At 33.7% G+C, this 19,257-nt stretch carries 18 protein-coding genes, 2 tRNA genes and 1 other annotated feature; of the genes, 3 read left to right on the top strand and 17 right to left on the bottom strand.

Features of this window, described 5'->3' with window-relative positions:
• Positions 1-5 precede the first annotated feature (5 nt).
• From thrS to F8154_RS06330, 11 genes are all read right to left on the bottom strand, one after another.
• The gene (gene thrS / locus F8154_RS06380) at positions 6-1,910 is read right to left on the bottom strand and encodes a threonine--tRNA ligase (RefSeq protein ID WP_151860822.1); all 1,905 of its coding nucleotides are present in this window, start codon (positions 1,908-1,910) and stop codon (positions 6-8) included.
• A 79-nt stretch (positions 1,911-1,989) separates the two neighbouring features.
• Positions 1,990-2,204, bottom strand: a binding site (T-box leader).
• A 61-nt stretch (positions 2,205-2,265) separates the two neighbouring features.
• Positions 2,266-2,865 (bottom strand): DUF445 domain-containing protein, encoded by a 600-nt coding sequence (locus F8154_RS06375; RefSeq protein ID WP_151860775.1) that lies wholly within the window; start codon positions 2,863-2,865, stop codon positions 2,266-2,268.
• Positions 2,866-2,980: 115 nt separating this feature from the next.
• Positions 2,981-3,895, bottom strand: a complete 915-nt coding sequence (gene ytxC / locus F8154_RS06370; RefSeq protein ID WP_192930184.1) for a putative sporulation protein YtxC — start codon at positions 3,893-3,895, stop codon at positions 2,981-2,983.
• 770 nt (positions 3,896-4,665) lie between these two features.
• Positions 4,666-4,740, bottom strand: a tRNA-Cys gene (locus F8154_RS06365).
• Positions 4,741-4,747: 7 nt separating this feature from the next.
• Positions 4,748-4,823: transfer RNA gene (locus tag F8154_RS06360), tRNA-Phe, on the bottom strand.
• Between the two features lie 133 nt (positions 4,824-4,956).
• A complete protein-coding gene (gene hslO, locus F8154_RS06355) occupies positions 4,957-5,841 on the bottom strand; it encodes an Hsp33 family molecular chaperone HslO (protein WP_151860773.1) in 885 nt (294 codons plus the stop codon).
• Between the two features lie 174 nt (positions 5,842-6,015).
• Complete coding sequence (locus F8154_RS06350) at positions 6,016-6,219, bottom strand: cold-shock protein (RefSeq protein WP_151860772.1); 204 nt, start codon at positions 6,217-6,219, stop codon at positions 6,016-6,018.
• 115 nt (positions 6,220-6,334) lie between these two features.
• Positions 6,335-7,084, bottom strand: coding sequence for a class I SAM-dependent DNA methyltransferase (locus F8154_RS06345; protein ID WP_151860771.1), 750 nt, complete (start codon positions 7,082-7,084; stop codon positions 6,335-6,337).
• An 80-nt stretch (positions 7,085-7,164) separates the two neighbouring features.
• Entirely contained in the window at positions 7,165-7,350 is a 186-nt protein-coding gene (locus F8154_RS06340; RefSeq protein WP_151860770.1) for a small, acid-soluble spore protein, alpha/beta type, read from the bottom strand.
• 238 nt (positions 7,351-7,588) lie between these two features.
• Positions 7,589-8,584 carry a type II CAAX endopeptidase family protein gene (locus F8154_RS06335; protein WP_151860769.1) on the bottom strand — a complete coding sequence of 332 codons (996 nt, stop codon included), beginning with the start codon at positions 8,582-8,584 and terminating at the stop codon, positions 7,589-7,591.
• A 12-nt stretch (positions 8,585-8,596) separates the two neighbouring features.
• Complete coding sequence (locus F8154_RS06330; RefSeq protein ID WP_243141187.1) at positions 8,597-9,754, bottom strand: M20 metallopeptidase family protein; 1,158 nt, start codon at positions 9,752-9,754, stop codon at positions 8,597-8,599.
• Positions 9,755-9,992: 238 nt separating this feature from the next.
• On the opposite strand from F8154_RS06330, the gene dapD reads away from it, so the two are divergent.
• Positions 9,993-10,733 carry a 2,3,4,5-tetrahydropyridine-2,6-dicarboxylate N-acetyltransferase gene (gene dapD, locus F8154_RS06325; RefSeq protein ID WP_151860767.1) on the top strand — a complete coding sequence of 247 codons (741 nt, stop codon included), beginning with the start codon at positions 9,993-9,995 and terminating at the stop codon, positions 10,731-10,733.
• Between the two features lie 37 nt (positions 10,734-10,770).
• Here the strand turns inward: dapD and hpt are convergent, their stop codons facing one another.
• Positions 10,771-11,310 carry a hypoxanthine phosphoribosyltransferase gene (gene hpt, locus F8154_RS06320; RefSeq protein ID WP_151860766.1) on the bottom strand — a complete coding sequence of 180 codons (540 nt, stop codon included), beginning with the start codon at positions 11,308-11,310 and terminating at the stop codon, positions 10,771-10,773.
• Positions 11,311-11,617: 307 nt separating this feature from the next.
• Here hpt and F8154_RS06315 point away from each other — a divergent pair, with 307 nt between their 5' ends.
• Positions 11,618-12,814 (top strand): CD0519/CD1768 family membrane protein, encoded by a 1,197-nt coding sequence (locus F8154_RS06315; RefSeq protein WP_151860765.1) that lies wholly within the window; start codon positions 11,618-11,620, stop codon positions 12,812-12,814.
• A gap of 32 nt (positions 12,815-12,846) precedes the next feature.
• On the top strand, positions 12,847-13,314 hold the full coding sequence (locus F8154_RS06310; protein ID WP_151860764.1) for a GAF domain-containing protein: 468 nt from the start codon (positions 12,847-12,849) through the stop codon (positions 13,312-13,314).
• A gap of 37 nt (positions 13,315-13,351) precedes the next feature.
• Here the strand turns inward: F8154_RS06310 and F8154_RS15495 are convergent, their stop codons facing one another.
• The 5 genes from F8154_RS15495 to F8154_RS06290 form a co-directional block, all read right to left on the bottom strand.
• Positions 13,352-13,483, bottom strand: a complete 132-nt coding sequence (locus F8154_RS15495; RefSeq protein ID WP_279237168.1) for a hypothetical protein — start codon at positions 13,481-13,483, stop codon at positions 13,352-13,354.
• 127 nt (positions 13,484-13,610) lie between these two features.
• Entirely contained in the window at positions 13,611-14,252 is a 642-nt protein-coding gene (locus F8154_RS06305) for a single-stranded DNA-binding protein (protein WP_151860763.1), read from the bottom strand.
• 239 nt (positions 14,253-14,491) lie between these two features.
• Positions 14,492-15,994 carry a Mur ligase family protein gene (locus F8154_RS06300; protein ID WP_151860762.1) on the bottom strand — a complete coding sequence of 501 codons (1,503 nt, stop codon included), beginning with the start codon at positions 15,992-15,994 and terminating at the stop codon, positions 14,492-14,494.
• Between the two features lie 137 nt (positions 15,995-16,131).
• Positions 16,132-16,899 (bottom strand): polysaccharide deacetylase family sporulation protein PdaB, encoded by a 768-nt coding sequence (gene pdaB, locus F8154_RS06295; protein ID WP_151860761.1) that lies wholly within the window; start codon positions 16,897-16,899, stop codon positions 16,132-16,134.
• A gap of 54 nt (positions 16,900-16,953) precedes the next feature.
• Complete coding sequence (locus F8154_RS06290; protein WP_151860760.1) at positions 16,954-18,915, bottom strand: endonuclease MutS2; 1,962 nt, start codon at positions 18,913-18,915, stop codon at positions 16,954-16,956.
• Positions 18,916-19,257: the final 342 nt, after the last annotated feature.

The following is a 19,257-nucleotide window of genomic DNA, read 5'->3' as shown; positions in this document are numbered from 1 at the left end:
TTTTGTTAGCTTCTTGTATTAATTTCCTTTAAAATATCTTCTATAAACTCATCTGTTTTTACTACCCCTACTTCTCCCTTGTCACGGGACCTAACTGCCACAGATTCTGCTTCAATTTCTTTATCTCCTAAAACCAACATATATGGAATCTTTTGAAGCTGTGCTTCTCTTATTTTGTAGCCTATTTTCTCGTTTCTTGAATCAAGCTCAACACGAATTCCCTTAGCCTTCATTTCCTTTTCAATTTCAACAGCATAACCCATGTGCTTATCAGTAATAGGTAATATTTTAACCTGTACTGGTGCAATCCATGTTGGGAATTTACCTGCATAGTGCTCTATCAAAATTCCTATAAATCTTTCTATGCTTCCATATAATACTCTATGGATCATGATTGGTCTATGTTTTTCACCGTCTGCTCCTATATAGTTTAAGTCAAACCTTTGTGGCATCTGAAAGTCTAGTTGTATTGTACCACACTGCCATGTCCTTCCTATACAGTCCTCTAAATGAAAATCTATTTTGGGTCCATAAAAGGCTCCATCACCTTCATTTATTTTATAGGGTAATTTTTTTGCTTCTAATGCCTCTTTTAAGGCATTTATTGCTAGGTTCCATTCTTCATCTGTACCCATTGAGTTTTCAGGTCTTGTCGATAGCTCTATATGATATTTAAAGCCAAACACTTTATAGACATAATCAACGAACTCAATAACTCCTATTATTTCATCCTTAATTTGCTCTGGTAGCATAAATAGGTGGGCATCATCTTGAGTAAAGCAACGGACCCTCATTAAACCATGTAATGCACCTGATAGTTCATGTCGATGTACCAAACCCAGCTCTGCCATTCTAACGGGCAAATCTCTGTAGCTGTGGATTTTTCGTTTAAAGGTTAGTATTGCCCCTGGACAATTCATTGGTTTAACCGCATAGTCCTGATTATCAATTTCTGTAAAATACATGTTATCTTGATAATGATCCCAGTGCCCCGATTGCTTCCATAGCTGTTGATTAAGAATTAGTGGTGTTTTAATTTCATCATAGCCCCACTTTACATGCTCCTTTCTCCAAAAATCCTCTAGTAGGTTTCTTATTACCATACCCTTTGGATGAAAGAATGGAAAGCCAGGCCCCTCCTCTTGAAGGCTAAAAAGATCTAGCTCTTTTCCAATTTTTCTATGATCCCTCTTCTTGGCTTCTTCCAATCTATTTAAGTATTCCTCCAGCTCCTTCTTCTTCTCAAAGGAAGTTCCATAGATTCTTTGAAGCATTTTATTTTTTTCATCCCCTCGCCAGTAGGCACCAGCCACACTTAACAGCTTAATAGCCTTAACCTTTCCTGTTGAAGGTAAATGTGGCCCTGCACATAGGTCTGTAAACTCACCCTGTTTATAAAATGATATAATTGAGCCCTCTGGAAGGTCCTTGATTAGTTCAGCTTTGTAGTCTTCTCCTTCTTTAATAACCATTTCTAGTGCTTCTTCTCTAGGAAGTTCAAATCTTTCAAGGGGTAAATCTTCCTTAACTATTTTCTTCATCTCTTCTTCGATTTTTTCTAAATCCTCTGGTGAAAACTTATAATCAGTATCGAAATCATAGTAAAAGCCATTTTCTATTGCTGGTCCTATTGCTAATTTAACATTAGGGTATAAACGTTTAACTGCGTGTGCAAGAATATGTGCACTTGTGTGTCTGAAAAACTCCTTACCTTCATCATCGTCAAACCTTAAAATATTCAAGCTGCAGTCTTGTGTTAGTCTATTAGTTAAGTCCATAAGCCTACCATCTACTTCTCCACCAACTGCTACTCTGGCTAACCCTTCGCTTATATCTTTAGCTACTTCATAAAGGGTACTACCTTTTTTAACCTCTCTAGTCGATCCATCCTTTAATGTTACTTTTAGCATTTCCATAATTACAACCTCCTTTTTAAGCTAACTATCGTGATTACTTCAAAAACATCAAAAAGTCCCTAATCCTATTTTGTAATAGGACGAGAGACATATTCCCGCGGTTCCACCTAAATTGATTAATCCACCTTGTATACTTTAACGGAGTTACCGGATTCCTTTTGCATATATGCTACTAAGAAACAGCTCAAAGGTAGTTTTCAATTATCCATATACAAAAGCACTTTCAGCCCACGATGCTTTCTCTCTAGGTACTGGGTTTAACCTACTCTTCCTTTTCATAGCCTTATAATATAATTTTTTATAATTATAATTATAAAAGTAATATTTGTCAAGTTGTTATATATATTCTTTACAGTAATAAAATAATTATACCTTGAAATAGACCTATTATAAATCCAACAACTCCACCTAATATTTCTATATGCTTTAATTCATTCTTTGCAATTTTTAAGACAACCTCTTCTAGCTTCTCCATAGGAAAATTATTAATCCTATCCTCAACCATAGAAGCTAAATCTATATTGGTGGCTGCCTTATGTATCATCCCCTCCATTGTTAGGGTAATTACCTGGGATGCCTCTTCTTCAATAACCGTACTAATATATCCATTTATCATACCTCTTAAAGAGGTTGGAACTATTACTGGTAACCTTTGATTTACTATACTAATAATTTTTTCTTTAATAAAGTCTACTAATTGATGTTTGTTTTGCTGTTGTAGAAAGCTATCCATAACCTCTTCTATTGAAACAAGCTCTTCTTCAATTGTTATTCCAATACTCTTGGCAATTTCCTTTTTTCTTTTGGGTATTAGTCCTTGAATGCTTATTCCTAGTATGGGTATTTTTATTGCCTCAAAGGGTTTAAACAATAGCTTTATGGCAAGGATATTTGTAACCCATCCAATTAAGGCTCCAACAAGGCCTAGCAACAAGATGATGCCTATCATACATATTTTCACCTCTTTTGTATTAAATGCAATTGCTATTATACCATATTGAGTATACTATTGCATATATTATTCCTTTAATTATAGATAGGCAAACCCCGTAGTTAGTACGGGGTTAGTTTTCATTGTTATTGACATTACTGTGTTTACACCAATCACAGCCATTGCATATACTTACCTTTGTAGTAAAAACTTTAACTATTGTTCTAATTAAATCTGACTGGCTAACACTATTGGCTTTATGGATAAATATTTTTTGTGGTGCCATTGTTATTAGTGTGCTTATTAGTAAATCTTCATAGCTAAGATACTGTTGATCTGTCATTTCTTTAGCTATTTCCTTTAAATAGTCATTATTGATGACTTTATTCTCCTCATCATACATCTTATAATCATGATGCTGATCTATTACTATATGAATAACATTTATTTTTGACTCCTGTACATCTACAAAATATTTTAATAGTTTGATAAACTCATTATACTCTCTATCCATTAAATAATCTTCTATTGCATCCTCTATAATTTCTTCAAGATTAATTAAATATTTCTTAAGACGGAAAGTAGTAAATCCATCTAGGTGTATTTCATTATAATCATTAAGATAAAATAGAATTTCATCCATTATCTGGTTTTTGTTTATTTTTTCTTTATTAATTATTAAAGAGGTTTTGTTTTCTTGACTTATTATATCTCGTGTCAATTTCTCAATTTCTTCCCTCTCACCTTCATCAAAATAATAGTACTCTTGATTTATTATCTTTTTAATTATTTGGGGCTCTTGATATTTTTGTATATGTTCTGAAATAGCATTGGATACGCAATATTTAAACATATTTATAAAATCATTAACTGGATAGCTTTTTATGCTATCTATTTTTACAGTATATGATAAATGCCATATACTATCATACTCTGTTAAAGTTTCTTTTAAAATAATACCTTCCTTTTTAAATGAATCAATCTCTTTAGAAAGTGCTTCCTGCAATTTTTCTATATTATTTTTTGCTTTAATCAGCAGTAAATTCAAGCACATCACTCCCTTCTGCTGTATTAGTAGTATATGTTTAAACTATGATGATATTCTCTATATGGTTTAACAGTAAATTGTAGTTATTCCAATTAATATAAAGATTTTTTCAAAAAGCCAGTAAAAACCTTAATTTATATTACGAAAAATTTTTCAGCACAAATTACCACTATAAGCTATGTAATTTATATACCCTTTTTGTTCTGATTTATCTTATAAGAGTTATAATAAGTTGCTTTTTATATCAGTATATGATTAATACTATTTATAGTGATGGAATAAGAAATGTTGAACCATAAAAGCAAGGAATATGGAATACGGAATAAGTAAAATTAAAAACAAGAAGACATGATTAAAAGTTAAAAATTAAAAGTGAAAAGTTAAAAATTAAAAGATAAAAGACAAGTACAAAATTGAAAATGGAAAACTACAATAGCAAGTAATAAGGAATAGGGAATAGGGAATAGGGAATAAGTAAGTAAAGAATCAAAACCATAAAACAAGATCAAAAATAAAAAATTAAAAGTTAAAAGATAAAAGACAAATACAAAATTGAAAATGTAAAATTGATAATGGAAAACTACAATAGCAAGTAATAAGGAATAGGGAATAAGGAATAAGTAAGTAAAGAATCAAAACCATAAAACAAGATCAAAATTAAAAAATTAAAAGTTAAAAGTTAAAAACAAAGGTAGAGGCAATGTTGATTAAAAAAAGACAAAAAATAAAACCTTTAATTTTAATTAAAATTAAAGGTTAAAGGATATATTTGGAGGCGACACCCAGATTTGAACTGGGGAATAAAGGTTTTGCAGACCTCTGCCTTACCACTTGGCTATGCCGCCTTATACTTGGTGCCCAGAGGCGGAATCGAACCACCGACACGGGGATTTTCAGTCCCCTGCTCTACCGACTGAGCTATCTGGGCACTATTAAATTTTTAAGCCGAATTTCATTATACATTAGTTTTTTAAAAAATTCAATAATGATTATAATAAATAGTTTACTTAAATTTTACATTTTCAATGACTCTAAAATTGCGTTTTAAAGATATTGAACTGCTATTCTTTAATGGTATTCAACAGCCCTCTTAAATGTTCCTCATTAAAGTAATATTTTTTATTGCAAAAGTGGCAGGTCATTTCTGCACCTTTATCCTCTTGGATGATCTCTTCTAGCTCCTTTACACCTAAGCTTATGAGGGCTTTTTCTAGTCTTTCTTCATTGCAGTCACAAACAAAATCCACCTCATACTCTTCTATAGTTCGTGGTTCTAGCCCTTCTAGTACATGATTACATATCTCAGCTTCATTCATGCCTTCCTTCATAAGATTTGTAATGGATTGTAATTGACCTAGTCTATCCTCCAGCTTGTTTAATACTTCATCACTTACTCCTGGTAGCACTTGAACTATAAAACCTCCAGATGCCTTTATGGTATAGTCTATATCTACTAAAACACCTAATGCCACTGCTGAAGGCTGTTGCTCTGAGTGCAGAAAGTATGCTGCAAAGTCCTCTCCAATTTCTCCTGAGGTAATGGGATAAGTACCAATATATGGCTCCTTTAAGCCTAGGTCTTTAATTACTGTAATTGTCCCTTTATCTCCTACTGCATTTGCAACATTAAGCTTACCAGGTTTTATATAGGTAGATTCAACCTGAGGATAATCTACATAACCCTTTACATTACCGTATGAATCTCCTACAGATAGTATAGTTCCTATAGGTCCTCCACCATTAATTTTAATAGTAATTCTATGCTGCTTTTCCTTCAACATCAGCCCCATAATTGATGTTGCTGTGAGGGTTCTTCCCAGTGCCGCTGAAGCTACTGGAGATGTTACATGGGTTTTACATGCTTTTGAAACCATTTCTGTTGTATCTGCAAAAAAGCCTCTAATCATATTATTTGATGCTGTTACCCTAACTATTCTACTCTTCATTTTTTCACCCCTGTAGTTATATATATGTAGTATACCTTATTCCTTAATTGTTCATTTAGGAAATATGTAGTTTTAATCAATAAATTCAGTAAAAAGCAAGCTGGTCTCCCAACTTGCTTTAATTATACTATATATGCTCCCCTAAGGGTTAACTACAAATCATAGCATAACAGATTAAAGTATAACACTTACGTTTGTAGCCTGAGGGCCTTTGTCACCGTCAACAATTTCAAAGCTAACTGCTTGCCCTTCTTGTAGAGTTTTAAATCCATCCATTACAATAGCTGAAAAATGAACAAATACATCTTCTCCATTTTCTCTTGAGATAAATCCATAACCCTTTTCACCATTAAACCATTTTACTGTACCTTTTTCCATAAAAATTTCCTCCTAAATAAATAATTCATGACGATACTACTTTTATATGTATCTCCATCAATACAATTTTATCATAGTAACTTTTAAAGTGTCAATATCAGTAGCATTACTGATTTTACTTCTTTTTAGCTGCAAAAAAAATTCTTTCAGTGTTATCCTTAGGTTTTTGCAATAAAAAATCACCAAATACCTTTATATCAGTATATCCAACAAGCTCTAATAAGTTTACTATTTCATCTGCCCTATGGGCTTTTTGCTTATGATATTCTTCAAACCTTCTATAAAGACCCTCTTTATCCTCTTGAAAGAAGGTTAGCTCCATTTCTAAAAGAGCTGCTTCATCATTATAAAAGTTTTGCCAAAGATATACTAAATCCCCCAAGCTTTCACCAAATGTGTTATTGGCAATAATGCTACTTAGCTTATAATAGCTACTTATATCAAATATAAAAACACCATTTTCATCTAAGGCTTTATAGGTATTTGCAAAAACACTTTTTAGTTGCTTATTATTAGTAACATAGTTAATGCCATCACATACACATATCACTGCTTCATAGCTATGCTGTGTGCAAAAATTAATCATATTTTGCTGTATAAAGGTAATATGTACATTGCTTTCTATAGCTTTTTCCTTTGCTACTGTTAGCATGTCTTGTGATATGTCAAGGGCTGTTATTCGGTATCCCCTTTCAGCCATTGGTATTGTTATATTACCAGTTCCACAGGCCAGTTCAAGAACTTCTTTAGGATTTATGTTGTATTCCTGAATAATACTTTGTATAAAGTCTACCCAATGTAAATAATCCACCTCAGCCATTAATCTATCATATAGATATGCAAATCTTCCATATTGTTCCTTCATCTATTTATTCATCTCCTTAAACCTATAGGATATTAACAAAAATGTATAGCTTTTAGACGAAGGAGACTTGGCTTAATTCGTTATTTAATCTGCCTTTCTTTCTTCTTTTTTACAGTCATTAGCCCACCAATACGACCGGTCTCTTTAGCCGTTAAGCCACCCCATCCTAAACGCTTTACCTTATCAATAAGACCAAGCTCTTCGGCAATTTCATATTTCATAAGCAGGTCTGGTGTAAAATCTTCATTAAATGTTTTTTTCTTCATCTGCATCCCTCCTAAGCTTATTATGTAAGGAATGCAGAAATATATTCTTTTGTAAAGGATTAACGAAATTCAATAACTTCTTTAAAAAAAAGTAATAATTAATTTTGGGGTTGATTTCCATGAAAAATAATGTTACATTAATGTTGGTTACGAACCTATCTTATTTCTCACTCCCCCGTGAAAATATAGATATCTTTTACTGAAGGACTGTCCCCACAGTCCTTTTTTCTTTTCCTAACTAGCCTAGGCTCATAATTTCGCCAAGTTGTACATATATTACAAAAATAATAATTGGTACCACTAGTAATAAAGGTAAATACTCATACTTTTTGGTCTTAGGCTGTAGCTGTAAAGCATCAATATTGTTTTCACCTTCATGAGTATTTATTTTACTTTTATTAAGCTTATCCATATCCTTTTTTATAATCTTAAGCAGCTTATATGCAATAAAGCCTGTGATAAGTGCTATAGCTCCAAATAACGCCATGCTTATTAAAAGTGCTACAGTAGTTGATACTTCAGGCACTTCTGCAGCCCCTCCATCCATACCTAACTCCTGTAAATCCTCCATCATTTTAGTTAAGTATTGAACAGCAAAGCCAAGCGTTACTGCAAAGCCGTTATTTGCAATATGTCCTAGAAATCCTGCATATAGTGAATCTGTTACAACTACCAAGTAACCAAATACTAACCCTAAAACTATTGGTCCAAATAGGTTGTATAGATTAAAATGAAATATTCCAAATAGTATAGCCGATAAAATAATTGCTTTTTTCTTTCCTAATGCCTCATAGCCCCGCATAATGAACCCTCTAAAAAACACTTCCTCGCATATACCAGGTGCCATTGATACAACAAACATTAAAAGTATGTACTCAGAAGAACTGTTGGCAACTGGCATTTCAGGTACATTTAGGTTTCCAAATAAGCTTAATAAAAACATTCCAAACGCATTTGTGAAAACAGCCACGGGATACATTAGCAATGTAATAGCAACTATAAGTAACCCATGTTTTATACTTAATCTATTTAATCTCATGGTTTTCTTAATATTTATCTTTGTAACTAAAAGATATATAAAGGGAGGCAGTAAAATTAAAACATATTCTGTTATTAAAATTCCAGTTATCAAATCTTTATTTTGTACATAGCCTCCGATTGTAGCAAACAAAAAAGCACCTATTACATACAGAATGTTTGAGTCTAGCACCCTTAAGCTTCTTTCTTCCTTCATCTATTCACCCCTCTATTCTAAGGCTCCTCTTTGCCTTAATATATTTATAAAGATTTGAAGCCCATTAAGTAATACAGCTTCATTAAAATTAAACCTACTGCTATGTAAAGGATAATAATACTCCTCACTTCTGCTACCAAGGAAGAAAAAAACCCCAGGTATTTCCTTTTGATAATATGAAAAATCCTCTGCCAGCATAATGGGATCTATTAAATGCACCTTTGCATCCTTAAGACATTTTAAAAGCTCATCTGTCAAGCCATTATCGTTTGTTACTGCTGGATACATATCTCTAAACTCTAAAATCACTTCACAGTTATGTATTACCTTTGTCCCTTTAACATAATCATTAATTCTTTGCTTTATTAAATCATAAACCTCCTGCTTAAAGCTTCTAATGGTACCCTCAAGCCTAGCCTCTGCTGCAATAATATTTCTCCTTTCACCAGCAGCTACCCTACCTATGGTTATTACGCAGGGTTCTATGGGATTAATGCTTCTACTTACTATTGATTGTAGGCCAGTTATAATTTCTGCTGCAATAACAACACTGTCAATGGTTTCATGGGGCATTGCTCCATGCCCACCTTTTCCTCTAATATGTATATCAAACTCACCAGTTTGTGACATCATTGGTCCTTTTCTAACACCAATTTCCCCCTCCATAATAGATGGAAATATATGTAGTCCAAATATTTCATCTATTGAATATTTTTTTATGTATCCCTGAGAAACAATTGGAAGTGCACCACCTGGTCCTTCTTCAGCAGGTTGAAAAATCAAAACTATATTATCCTTAATCTTTCCATTGTTTATGGTTAAGTACTTTGCTAGACCTAGTAGAATTGCTACATGTCCATCATGTCCACAGGCATGCATTTTACCACTATGAATCGACCTATATTCAACCTCTGCTTCTTCCTCTATAGTAAGTGCATCCATGTCTGCTCTAAAGGCAATTGTCCGTTTTCCCTCTGTACCCTTAAAATTTGCGATTATTCCTGTTCCTGCAACTTCACCTTCATAGTTTATATGTAGCCTTTTAAGATAGTCACTAATGTATTTTGATGTTTTGTATTCTTCAAAGGCTAGTTCTGGAATTTGATGAAGGTCTCGACGTATTTTTATTATTTCATCCTGTAGTTTGCATACCTCACTTGATAGATTCAATTGAATCATCCCTTCAGTACTATATATTTATTGATTGTTTTCTTAAAATGCACCCTTATATTTTACCATATATCTATAGTCTATGGATAAATAAAATTTGAATCCCTCTATTATGTTTATTAAATTGTGTATTTATAGGAAATTAAACACATATAATGTACAGAAAAAAAGCATTTTATCTTAAACAGGCTATGGCGAAATTAAAGCGTTAAAAGAATTTTAAGAGGGGAATGTTGTAATGGGTTATAAAGGTGATATAGGCATTAATAGCTTCGATTTATCTAGTCCAGACTCTATAGCAAAAGCCATAAAGAATACAAAAAAATCGACTCCCGTTAAGGTTTATCTTCAAGGGTATATTAATGCTACAGAAGAAAATGAGGCTGTTAAAATTTTCAACAGTGAAAGTCTCTGGATTTTGATAGGTGAATACCACTTAATTAAGAGAATATTGGAGGAAAACAAAGGTACTATTCTTCATTATCATATTGAACAGGATAGAAGAAACTCTGCCATTCCACTATTAAATCTACTAGAGCTTGAAGCTCGTGTAGAGCCTAGTGCCATTATTAGAGAGAATGTATTAATAAAGAAGAATGCTATAATAATGATGGGGGCAGTAATTAATATTGGTGCTGAAATAGGCGAAAACTCCATGATTGATATGAACTGTGTTATTGGTGCTAAGGCTATTATAGGCAATAATGTACATATAGGTGCAGGCACGGTAATTGCAGGGGTTCTTGAGCCTCCAAGTGTTAATCCAGTTATAATAAAGGATAATGTTTTTATAGGGGCAAATGCTGTAGTTTTGGAGGGGGTTTGCGTGGGGGAAGGAGCTGTTGTAGCTGCAGGCTCAATTATAACGCAGGATGTGCCAAGCAATTCAGTTGTAGCAGGTATGCCGGCAAGGGTAATAAAAATGAAAAACGAAAAAACATTAGAAAAAATTAAAATTTTAGATGACTTAAGGGGGTAGATAACTACCCCTACCTATTTGTTGGAGCTATTATTTTTTAACGATCCTTGTCTGTTACAACAAAAACATAGGGAACATTTCTATAATAATCGCCAAAGTTTAACCCATATCCAACAACAAATTTATCTGGTATTGTAAAGCCTAAATAGTCTGGTTCTATTTCAACCTTTCTTCTGTCAGGTTTATCCAATAAAACACAGCACTTTACGCTGGCAGGGTTTTTTTGCTTTAAATGCTCCATAACGAATTTCATAGTTAATCCTGAATCTGTAATATCATCCACTACTAAAACATCGTAGCCCGTTAGGTCTTTTTCTATATCAACAACTATGTTTACTGATCCGCTACTTTCTTCCCCGTGTCCATAGCTGGATGTTGTCATAAATTCAACTCTAACTGGTATAGTCATATGTCTAACTAAATCAGCTGTAAAAATAAAGCTTCCCTTAAGCAGTGAAACCACTACCAGCTTTTTACCTATGTATTCCTTTGATATTTGACCACCTAATTCTTTCACCCTTGTGCTAATTTCTTCTTCGGAAAGTAGAACTTCCCATACTTTTTTTTCTATATCCATAGGGCTCTCCCTCCATTTAATTGATTGTAAATATATTCAATGGCTATTTATTATTTTTATTCTAATTTAAATCTAAACCCTTGTCAAACCAAAGTTATATAGCTTCATTACTTTTCTATTTTTAAAAAACTTAGTTCCCCTTACTTTCTAGCTTGGCGGCACTTATCTGCCCCATAAGTAGTGGGAGTGTTAGTAGCTCCTCTAAAGATAAAGTAATTTTTTACAATTTCGTATTGATTAATAATTGTTATTGTCAACTTGCCTACACAATAGTAAAATTGTATGTATACATACAGGAGGTGGAGCAATGAAATCAGCAGAAGTATCAGAAGCCAAAGATCCCATAGCATCAAGTAAAACCAAAAGGGCTGTATCTAAAGAAACCTTTGTTTTTTTACTGGTTATAGGTGGAGCTTTTTTGTATTTAGGTAATACAATGGGTATTGGGATTATGTTTAATGTAATTATGAATACCGCCCACGATTTACTATTGAATACTGTTTTTTTTATATTATCTATTGCAGTATTGGCTGGAGCCCTTGCAGCTTTATTATCTGAATTTGGTGTTGTCGCTTTAATAAATATGATAATCTCACCTATTATGAAGCCCCTTTACGGTATGCCGGGTGCTGCCTCTATAGGTGCAATTACTACCTATTTATCTGATAATCCAGCAATTATATCTTTGGCTAAGGATCAAGGATTTAAAAAATACTTTCAAATATATCAAGTACCTGCATTATGTAATCTTGGTACTGCATTTGGAATGGGCTTAATTTTGACTACCTATATGATAAGCTTAGGAGAAGAGTTTATTGCCCCTGCATTAATTGGTAATGTTGGCGCCATCATAGGCAGTATAGTTAGTGTAAGACTAATGACTAGACAGACAAAGAAGTACTACGGGGTAGAGGATGAGAAGCCTCAAGTTAGTAGCAGCTTCCTTGAGGTTAGAGAAATTAGACAGGGAAACACCTTTGAAAGGGCACTGGATGCCATATTAGAGGGTGGAAAAAACGGTGTAGAAATGGGTTTAGCTATTATTCCTGGTGTATTATTTATTTGTACTATAGTTATGCTTTTAACCTTTGGCCCCAGTGGTATGGAAAATGGTGTTGCTGTGTATAAGGGTGAGGCTTATGAAGGGGTAGCCCTATTACCTAAGCTAGGCCAATACATTTTTCCTGTTTTACAGCCCCTCTTCGGATTTCAAAGTGTAGAAGCATTAGCCTTTCCTATAACTTCTTTAGGTGCAGTTGGTGCTGCTCTAGGAATAGTTAGAAGCTTTTTAGATAGTAATTTGATTGGGCCTGGTGATATAGCAGTATTTACTGCAATGGGTATGTGTTGGAGTGGCTATTTAAGCACTCATGTTGGTATGATGGATGCCCTTAATGTGCGACAGTTAGCCAATAAAGCTATTCTTAGCCATACAATTGGAGGAATTGCTGCAGGAATAGCAGCCAATTACTTGTTTAAGCTATATTCATTTATTTTAGGTTAAAATTAAACTAATAATAAAAAGGAGCTGATTCTATGGATAAAAAAACAAAGAGTATTTTATTTAAACAGCTTGAAGCTAAGGCTAAGGAGCTAATAGCTACTGAAAATGACATGGATAAGGTATATCAAGGAATAGTAGAAATGCTTGATAAAAGTATCCCCTACTATGATTGGACAGGGTTTTATATGATAAAGGGTGGGGAACTGGTATTAGGTCACTATGTAGGAAGCCCCACAGACCATGTTAAAATTCAAATTGGACAGGGAATCTGTGGACAGGCTGCTGAAAGAAAGGAAACCTTTGTGGTAGATGATGTAACAAAGGAATCTAATTATCTTGCATGTAGCTTTGAAACTGCATCTGAAATTGTTGTTCCCATCATAAAGGGAACTGAGGTTTTAGGTGAAATAGATATTGATAGCCATACACCTGCTGCCTTTGATGAATCAGATAAATCTTTATTGGAGGCTATCGCTGCAATGCTTGCTGAAAGGCTATAAAAAAAGTCCAGAAAGGGCTTTTTTTTAGGTATTTCTTTTATTCTTTTTGATAATTGCTTTTCAAAAGATTTTTAATTTCCTTTAACAAAACGATTATTTTATTTAAGGAATATTGTATTGATATTAATATAATTAAAACTATTGCTGCAGGAACTATATATATTTCCATAGTTAATCACACTCCTTTTCTTTTATTATAATATTAATTGAAAAATGAAACCATAGTTTTTCCATATTAAAAACACACTCCTTATACACAAGGTATTAAGAATGTGTTTTTTTAAGCAAAAAAATACTTATTCAGTTGCTTTTTCCTCTACCATCTCCATCTTTGAAATAGAAACCTCATATGCCACTTTGTTTATAACTGTTCCATCGGCAAATTTCTTTTGATAATTTCTGCTTTGTATTCTTCCCCAGCTTTTTATATGATCTCCTACACTTAGTTTAGACGAAAATCTAGCATTTCTTCCCCAGGCAATACATGGTATGTAATCTGACTTATTGTAGGCTCTATTTACAGCCAATAAAATATCTGTTATTTCTCTTCCAAAGGGTGTTTCTCTAAATATTGGTCTTTTACAAATAAACCCCTCTAAGTAAATTTGATTGGGATTCTTTATTTCCCCATCAGCCTCATAAACTGAAATATCTCGAACAAATACTGTTAGTACCAGCCTATTGGCCCCATCAATATATTTATTATATGATCTTAATTGACCCTCCACCTTAACTGTAGCATTTGGCTTTAGGCTTAAATCCACCAGCAATCTCTCAGAAACTGTTAATGGCAGATAGTCACTATTCTCACTTAATCTTGGAATTTCAATAGTATAGCTATAGAACCCCTCGCCATACATCTCATGACTATACTCCTTTTCTCCACTTATTTTTCCAATTAAAGTAACTGCATTGCTGTTAATTATATGGTTCATCATATAACCCAACGCTCCCTTCTACTCTTATGTGCTTTGATTATCTAATCTATAAACATATTTATTCAAGGGAGAACTAGATTATGTTTTTATATTAAAAAATACAAGGAAAAAGTTTTCCCTGTATTTCACCTTGCTTGTACTAATATTTATCTCAGCGGCGTTATTAACACTCCCGCTTCATAAGCGGAGATAAGTGCCGCCAAGCTTGGAAATAATGGAAACTTGAGCTCAGGTGGAGTTTAAAACTCAATCGGAACTAAGTTTTCTTTATAGTCATGGACTATATAGGGTACTGTAGTATAGTCATGTTTGTTTTTTTTTAATAGCCTTATGCAAATATCCTTACCCTTATCCATTCCCTGAGGACCTAACAGCAGTAATAAATCCCTATCCTTCATATTACTTAATGCTCTATCAATGGCCTCCTGTAGTTTTTCTTCATACCTGACTGGAATAGTGGTGTTAGAGAATACCTCTAAAAAGCCATCCCTTTCCTCAGAGGTGACTTCATCTAATGGTCCGCAGACATCTCTACTGGAGGTTATATATAGATTTTTTACATTAAGTATCTCCCCCCACTGTTTTAGCACTTCTGCGTTTTCTTTATTGATGTCTACTCCTCTATTACCCCTTATTGCATTAATTATATGAAGACTATTATATTCCATGGTTTGAATGGTTCCTAAAACTGCCTCATAGCTGGCAGGATTATGACAAAAGTCATCTATTATCTTGAACTCCTTGTCATATATTACCTCCATCCTTCGTGATATTGGTTTAAAGCCCTTAACCTGTTTTGCAATAGAGGCTATTGGCATATCCAATAGTAGTCCACAGGTAATGGCCGACAATGCATTATATATGTTATGCTTCCCTGCCAATGGCAGCTTTATTGGATACTCAAAGGGCTCTATTTCTACTCCAGAAATAGATGTGATTCCTCTCTGTAGGCAATAATTAAATGCAGTGGTTTCATCTGAGTCTATTGCAGAGGCCGTGATCGTAGCCTTTGTGTTTAAACCATAGGTAATAATGACTATATTATGATTACCCTCTAAAAGTCTTAATCCATGTTGGTTGTCTATATTAATGATGCCTATTTTACCATTCTCTAAGCCATCAAAAAGCTTTTTCTTGGATTGTAGGTAATCATCAAAGGTTTTGTGGAAATTAATATGATCTCGTTCGATATTGGTATGTATTGCAATATCAAACTCTATTCCATGTACTCGGTTGGTTTTTAAGCCGTGGGAGGATACCTCCATAACTAAAACCTTAACCTTTTCTTCTACCATTTTTGCTATATAGTGATATATTTCCTCTGCTAAAGGGGTAGTATAGTTGGATTCGTATAGTCTGTCATTAATTTTAATACATAGTGTTCCTATTAGTCCGACTGACATACCATAGTTCCTCAATATTTCATATATCATGTTTGTGGTTGTTGTTTTTCCATTTGTGCCAGTAACTCCAATTATTTTGAGCTTATCTGAAGGGTAATTGTAAAACCTATTACAAAGCTCAGCTAGAGTCTCTCTAGCATCTTTCACTTTGATTATTGGTACATCCTTATGGGTTATATTAGATTCTGTAAAGATGATAGCTGCACCATTACGTATGGCTTCATCAATATAAGCATTACCATCATGCTTTTCTCCCTTAAGAGCAACAAACCCATAGCCAGTCTTTACTTTTTTTGAGCTGCTAGTAATTCCCGTTACTTTTATGCCATGAATAATCATTTGTTCATCTCCTAGCATCTTTTAATTGATGAAGCTTAAGATAATTATAGTGTGGATTATGTAGATAAAATATATTCAACACAAAACACAAAATCTTCTTAAGGCGAGACACACTTGCAGCTAATGGCACGTTTTCTTCATGCATCTGGTATCTGTCTACCTGAAGGATCCATTCTATAGTTTTCTTTTATTATTAGCTGAGATATCGGTACAATTTTATAGCCCTGTTCTTGTAGTCTTTCTAAAATCATAGGTAAAAATTCTGCCACATGCTTTGCATTGTTATGAAATAAAACAATCGAGCCATCTTTAACATTTCTAGTTACCCTATCCACCACAGGCTGTACTCCCATTTCTTTCCAATCCAGAGAATCTACGTCCCATTGAATTGTATAGTAGCCCAGCTCTTCGGCTGTCTCTATTAACAAGTTATTGTAGTCTCCAAAGGGTGGTCTAAATACTGTTGGTTGTATTCCTGTTATGCTTTTTATTTTATCTCCAGTAGTTTGCAATTCCTTAATAATATTCTCCTTACTAAGCTTCGACATATGGGGATGAGTAGAGGAATGGTTACCTACTTCATGGCCCCTTTCATGGATTTCCTTTACCCAATCGGGATATTTATCTACCCAAAATCCAACTAGGAAAAATGTAGTTTTAACATTGTACTTATCTAATGTATCTAATATATCATCTGTAAAGTCATCCCCCCAAGCTGCATCAAAGCTAATGGCAACAACCTTTTCAGATGTTTCTACACTATAAATAGGTAGTTTCCTTTTGGGAGCAAATACCTCCACTACATCACTACCCAGATTAAGGAGGTAGATGATCCCCACCAATAAAACAACCAATAATAGTGCAGTGCCCACCACCGATCTTTTAGAAAACACCCATACCTTCATGTCTATTCCTCCTACAAAATTTGCTTTATACAAGTTTATTCGAGGAGCTTGCATTTATGAATGAATTTGAAGGTCCCTTACAAACTTACGACTCAGGGTCTTTTTCTTTTTTCTGTTTTCTTTGCTTTCCAAAACTATATCCATATCGTAATCCTCTGGGTAAAGCTCATCTCCTTCAATGTATAAGGATAATCTTTTGTGATTTATTTTAAGCTTTTTCTTCATCACCATTACACCTACTTCACCCTTATGATTAGCCTGTTCACATACAATTCCTGTTCTGTTTAGGCTACTAATAAAGACACAGTCACCCACCTTAAATTTACCAACTACTTTTTTCTTGGTTTCAAGTTTATCCTTTGCTTCATCATATGCTTTATCCTTTGCTTCATCATATGCTTTTTCCTTAACTGCATTTTCTGTTTTAGGCATTTGGACTTCATTTTCAATAGGGGCTGTAAATTTATAATCATTATAATCCTTTATTTCTTTATAGGTTATCTCATGTGCTCGTTTAATAAGCTCAGAGCTCATTCCTAATCGTAGAGCTATCAAGAACCCATTACTCTCACCAGCTCTACCAATTTTTAATTTGTAGGTTGGTTTTAGGCTGTTAATATCAAACTCCATACAACCATTTTCAAAGCCATGTGTTTTGTCAGCAAATTCTTTAATTTCGCTATAGTGGGTTGTTGCTAAGGTGGTTGCTCCATTACTACTTAGGGCTTCTAAAATTGATATAGCAAGGCCCATCCCTTCACCTGGGTCTGTGCCCGAACCTAATTCGTCAACTATTACTAATGTTTGTGGTGATACCTCTTGAAGAATATAAATAATGTTCTTTAAATGTGAAGAAAAAGTGCTCAATGACTGTTCAATGCTTTGTCCATCACCTATATCCACTAAAATGTTTTTAAATATAGAAAACTGACTACCCTCGGCCACAGGTACATGTAGTCCCGATTGAACCATCATACACATTAAGCCTACAGTTTTTAAAACAACTGTCTTTCCTCCAGTGTTTGGACCAGTAATAACAAGGCTATGGTAATCATCGCCAATGCTAAAGTTTAGTGGTACTGCTTCCTTACCTATTAGAGGATGCTTACCCTTTTTAATACAAATACATTTATTATTATTTAGAGTAACTGTATTTCCTTCCATATATCTACTGAGCTTACCCTTAGCAAAAATAAAGTCATAGTTAGCCATAATTTCAATATTTATAGAAATTTCCTTTGTATATCCTTCTGCTAGTGCTGTTAGCTGTGATAAGACTTTATATTCCTCTTGCTCCTCCTCAATTTTCATCTGATTCAGCTGATTTTGTAGCTTTTTTACCTCCTTAGGCTCAATGAAAACTGTAGAACCAGTGTTGGAACGATCTAGTACTTCTCCATTTATAGATTTTGAATGCTCTCTTTTAACAGGAATAACATATCTGCCATCCCTTACAGAAACCAAATTATCCTGTAAATATTCATTGTTTCCCATAGATTTGACTATACTATCCAGCTTAGTTTTCATTCTTTCTTCTAATATTGCAATTTTCTTTCTTATTTTAGCTAAAGAGGTGGTGGCTTTGTCAATAACTGAATTTCCTCTTATACATCTATTAATTTCTTCTACTAATTCTTCAATATCGTAAATTGAAAGACCATAACTTGTAACTAATGGAGCAGTGTCCATTGCATTTTTCATAAATTTTTTCATTTTACTACTGTTTTCTAAAAAATCACATAGGGCAGCTAGGTCTGTAGCTTGAAGAACCATGCCCTTACCAAACTTTTCTGTTAGCTTATCCATACCCTTAAGGCTATGGATAGGTACTGCAGATGTAATATTTAATATAGACTTTGCCTCTGTAGTTTCCTTAAGCCATGTTTCTATAATTCTTTTGTTGAATTGTGGCTGAAGTTTATCTACTAGTTCAGCCCCTAGCTCTGAAAGTGTATACTCCTTAAGTTTTCCCTTAATCCTTCCATATTCTAGTAGCTCAATTGCTGTTTTATTCATTCTAGCATCCTCCTTCATTTTTAACATATAAAAAGCCGTAAATGAACACACTCATCTACGGCTAAGCCTATTGTATATAATACAATAAAAAAATAATATAATTTTCATACAACAACCAAAAAAAGCCGTGTTTAAACACGGACAAGTTGTACTGAAAATATAAATTGAGCCTGTGTTCCTAACAATGATTGGTTAAGAAGAAGTACACAAAATTGACCTGATGCTATAGCAACAGATTTTTCCATCTTCCTTACCAATATTCAATTACTTGTTAAGAACAGTCACCAACATAAAACAAGCTCCTTTTGTTGTTTTTCACTGCTATTATATGTTATTTCCTGT

This window comes from Alkaliphilus pronyensis (genome assembly GCF_009017275.1).
GTDB classification, from domain to species: Bacteria; Bacillota; Clostridia; order Peptostreptococcales; family Natronincolaceae; genus Alkaliphilus_C; species Alkaliphilus_C pronyensis.
Note: the sequence above shows the minus strand (reverse complement) of the source record. Positions and strands in the feature narration are given on the sequence as shown.